A 2,443-nucleotide genomic window follows, 5' to 3' on the forward strand; every position below is an offset into this window, starting at 1 on the left:
TCTGGCAGAACAACTTCATCGTGCAACTTCGTGTCGCACCTAACCTTATTCGTTAAGTCTTCCGTGATATGGTTATCGAGTAGTGTAACCACCGTTCGCAAAAATAGTCTGTCCAGTGATCCACCATCCATCGGTCACTAGGAATTTGATAAGCGGCACGATATCTTCAATTTTTGTCAACCCGCCAAGCGCGGAGGCTGACTTGTGATACGCCACAGCTTCGGGTGTCTCCTGCCCATAGAAAAATGGGGTGTCCATCGGACCTGGGCCGACAGCCGTGACGGAGATACCTCGACCACCAAACTCTTTCGACGCTGCACGCGTGAAGTGCTCCACCGGAGCTTTCATGCCTCCATACGTGGAGTACAGACCCGTGTACGCTGCGAGCAGAGAAGTGACGATAGTACATATTTTACCTCCGTCATTGAGCTGATTGCCGGCCTCCTGGATGAAAAAGTAAGCCGCTTTCGAATTGATGGCGGCCATTGAGTCGTATTCCGCCTCTGTGGTTTCCGCAAACGGTTTCTTGAGTACCTTACCAACTGTGTTAATCGCGATGTCAATGCCACCGTACTGTTTCTTCGCTGTGGCAAAGGCCGCTACAACATCTGCTACTTTCGTAAAGTCGCCTTGGACTGTGAATGCCTCACCGCCTGCGGATTTAATGTCTGCGACGGTTTTGTCGGCATCAGCTTTCGTGGCGAGGCTATGAAAGTGAACGACGACTTTAGCACCCTCTGAGGCGAAGGTTCGACTAATGAGGCCGCCGAGATTCTTGGCACCTCCGCCGACGAGAACAACTTTGCCGTTTAATGAGTGGTTGCTCATGATGAATTCTCCTATGCGCTGGTTGATTAAAGCTTGATTATCACTGATTTATCGCTTCTCGACACCTCAGGTTAACTTCCATTTGGGAGAAAGGGGACATTACTGCTTCGCACTAACACACCAAAATATTAGTCCACTTGGGCGAGTGTATAGTGTCCAATTCGATACGCCTGGGACAGGCTTTGGTCGCGGGTTTGATACCGCTCAGCAAAATAGTTCAATGGCTTTATGGGAGCCTGTTTTTGCTTTTTGGGTATGTCGTTAAGCGATTGCGCGGGGTTAAGCTTGCCTTGCATGTTATTTACAAAATCATCATCACCCTGAAAAATATGATTTTTCAACTGTTGCCAGAGTGATGGCTGTCCTTGCCTTCTTGAACAAAATCACGATAGCGTTGTGTTTACGGCATACCAACTGAGACCACTGTGCTCAACTATTTACATGACTGGCATCCTCTTGCGGTGCATGCAAATAACTTGCTTGCGCCTCTCGTGGAGTACCTCCCTTGTTTGTTTCCTTGCGTCGTCTTTTTCCATACGCAACGATACATATCTTGCTCAAAAAATCACGGATAATTCGTGCCGAGTCTATAGTTTAGACTCATCCGAGTAATCTGGAATCAAACTCGAATGGTCGAACGACGTTGATGGTGACGGCGGAAAATGCCGGGTGATTGGGATTCAGGACGATGTTGAAAGCTTCCGGCATGACTGCCGAAGGTACCATCAGTCCCAGATGCGAAGCCGCAAGCAGGAATTGATCGCCAAGCGCTATTGCAGCCGTCGAACTGGGTAGAGCATCCCAGCCTGCGGGCAAATCCTTAACCGTATAACGCTGGTACAGACCATGATCGTCTGGAAGGTCAATTACGGCCAGCACCAGATCCTGCGGCAATATATCTCCGGTATGAACCAGCTTCTCCATAGCCGCGATCTCGGGTGTCAGCCCCGCATAGACGGCAGCTACACCGGGCGAATTCCAGCGTCCACCGGACAGGCGCGCGCCAGTTCCTTGACGATCAAGCGCGTAAGCTCTTTTGGCGATACGCCAAGCCTGCATTAAACCGCACCACCATAGGCAATAGCTGACATTACCTTGCGCACTTCGCCTGCCCCTGTTTCAGTGTCAAGCATGGATAGTGGAGTGACACCCAGCGCGGCATTGTTTTTAGTCAACCAGTCGAGAGCCTTGTCAGATGTGCCAAACACTTTATCAGCCTCATTCTCAATCAGCGCAATACGCTCCAGACGCTCTGTTTCGGTTTGCCCTAACAGGCTACCGGCCTTAATTTTGCGCTCGGCTGTAGCTGGCGAGATGCCGAGTAACTTGGCAAACAGGTTACGCGGCATGCCGAAGTGTTCGCTGGCCGAGACTAATATGAGGGGCGACACACCTGCACGAACGATCTTGATCCGCGCGCCTGGATTGGCCTTGGCCAATTTTGTTTTCCATTGGCTAAATCCTTCTGGATACTTACGCGTAATGGCACTGGTCGCAGTCATTTCAATCTCCATGCTGTCATTTGATATTTTATAATACATCAAATGACTACGGTTTGATATTGGTAACTACTCACCCCTATAAATAATCAAGAAAACACTTGACAGGTTTTTAG

Annotated in this window: 3 protein-coding genes; all 3 read right to left on the reverse strand. The window is 49.7% G+C overall.

Annotation, left to right across the window (positions count from 1 at the left end; all coding sequences use genetic code 11):
* Positions 1–72: 72 nt before the first annotated feature.
* The 3 genes from MJ769_RS00850 to MJ769_RS00860 all read right to left on the reverse strand — a co-directional run bounded on the left by MJ769_RS00850 (position 73) and on the right by MJ769_RS00860 (position 2,330).
* Positions 73–828 carry an SDR family oxidoreductase gene (locus MJ769_RS00850; protein WP_239233954.1) on the reverse strand — a complete coding sequence of 252 codons (756 nt, stop codon included), beginning with the start codon at positions 826–828 and terminating at the stop codon, positions 73–75.
* A 600-nt stretch (positions 829–1,428) separates the two neighbouring features.
* The gene (locus MJ769_RS00855; RefSeq protein ID WP_239233955.1) at positions 1,429–1,887 is read right to left on the reverse strand and encodes an RES family NAD+ phosphorylase; all 459 of its coding nucleotides are present in this window, start codon (positions 1,885–1,887) and stop codon (positions 1,429–1,431) included.
* Positions 1,887–2,330 carry an antitoxin Xre/MbcA/ParS toxin-binding domain-containing protein gene (locus tag MJ769_RS00860; RefSeq protein ID WP_239233956.1) on the reverse strand — a complete coding sequence of 148 codons (444 nt, stop codon included), beginning with the start codon at positions 2,328–2,330 and terminating at the stop codon, positions 1,887–1,889. The genes MJ769_RS00855 and MJ769_RS00860 overlap by 1 nt, the downstream gene beginning before the upstream one ends.
* Positions 2,331–2,443: the final 113 nt, after the last annotated feature.

The sequence above is a fragment of the Candidatus Nitrotoga sp. BS genome (assembly GCF_927797785.1).
Lineage (GTDB): Bacteria > Pseudomonadota > Gammaproteobacteria > Burkholderiales > Gallionellaceae > Nitrotoga.

Coding starts and splice junctions, on each gene's coding strand:
- MJ769_RS00850 (WP_239233954.1), bottom strand. CDS start 828: ATGAGCAACCACTCATTAAACGGCAAAGTTGTTCTCGTCGGCGGAGGT.
- MJ769_RS00855 (WP_239233955.1), bottom strand. CDS start 1,887: ATGCAGGCTTGGCGTATCGCCAAAAGAGCTTACGCGCTTGATCGTCAA.
- MJ769_RS00860 (WP_239233956.1), bottom strand. CDS start 2,330: ATGACTGCGACCAGTGCCATTACGCGTAAGTATCCAGAAGGATTTAGC.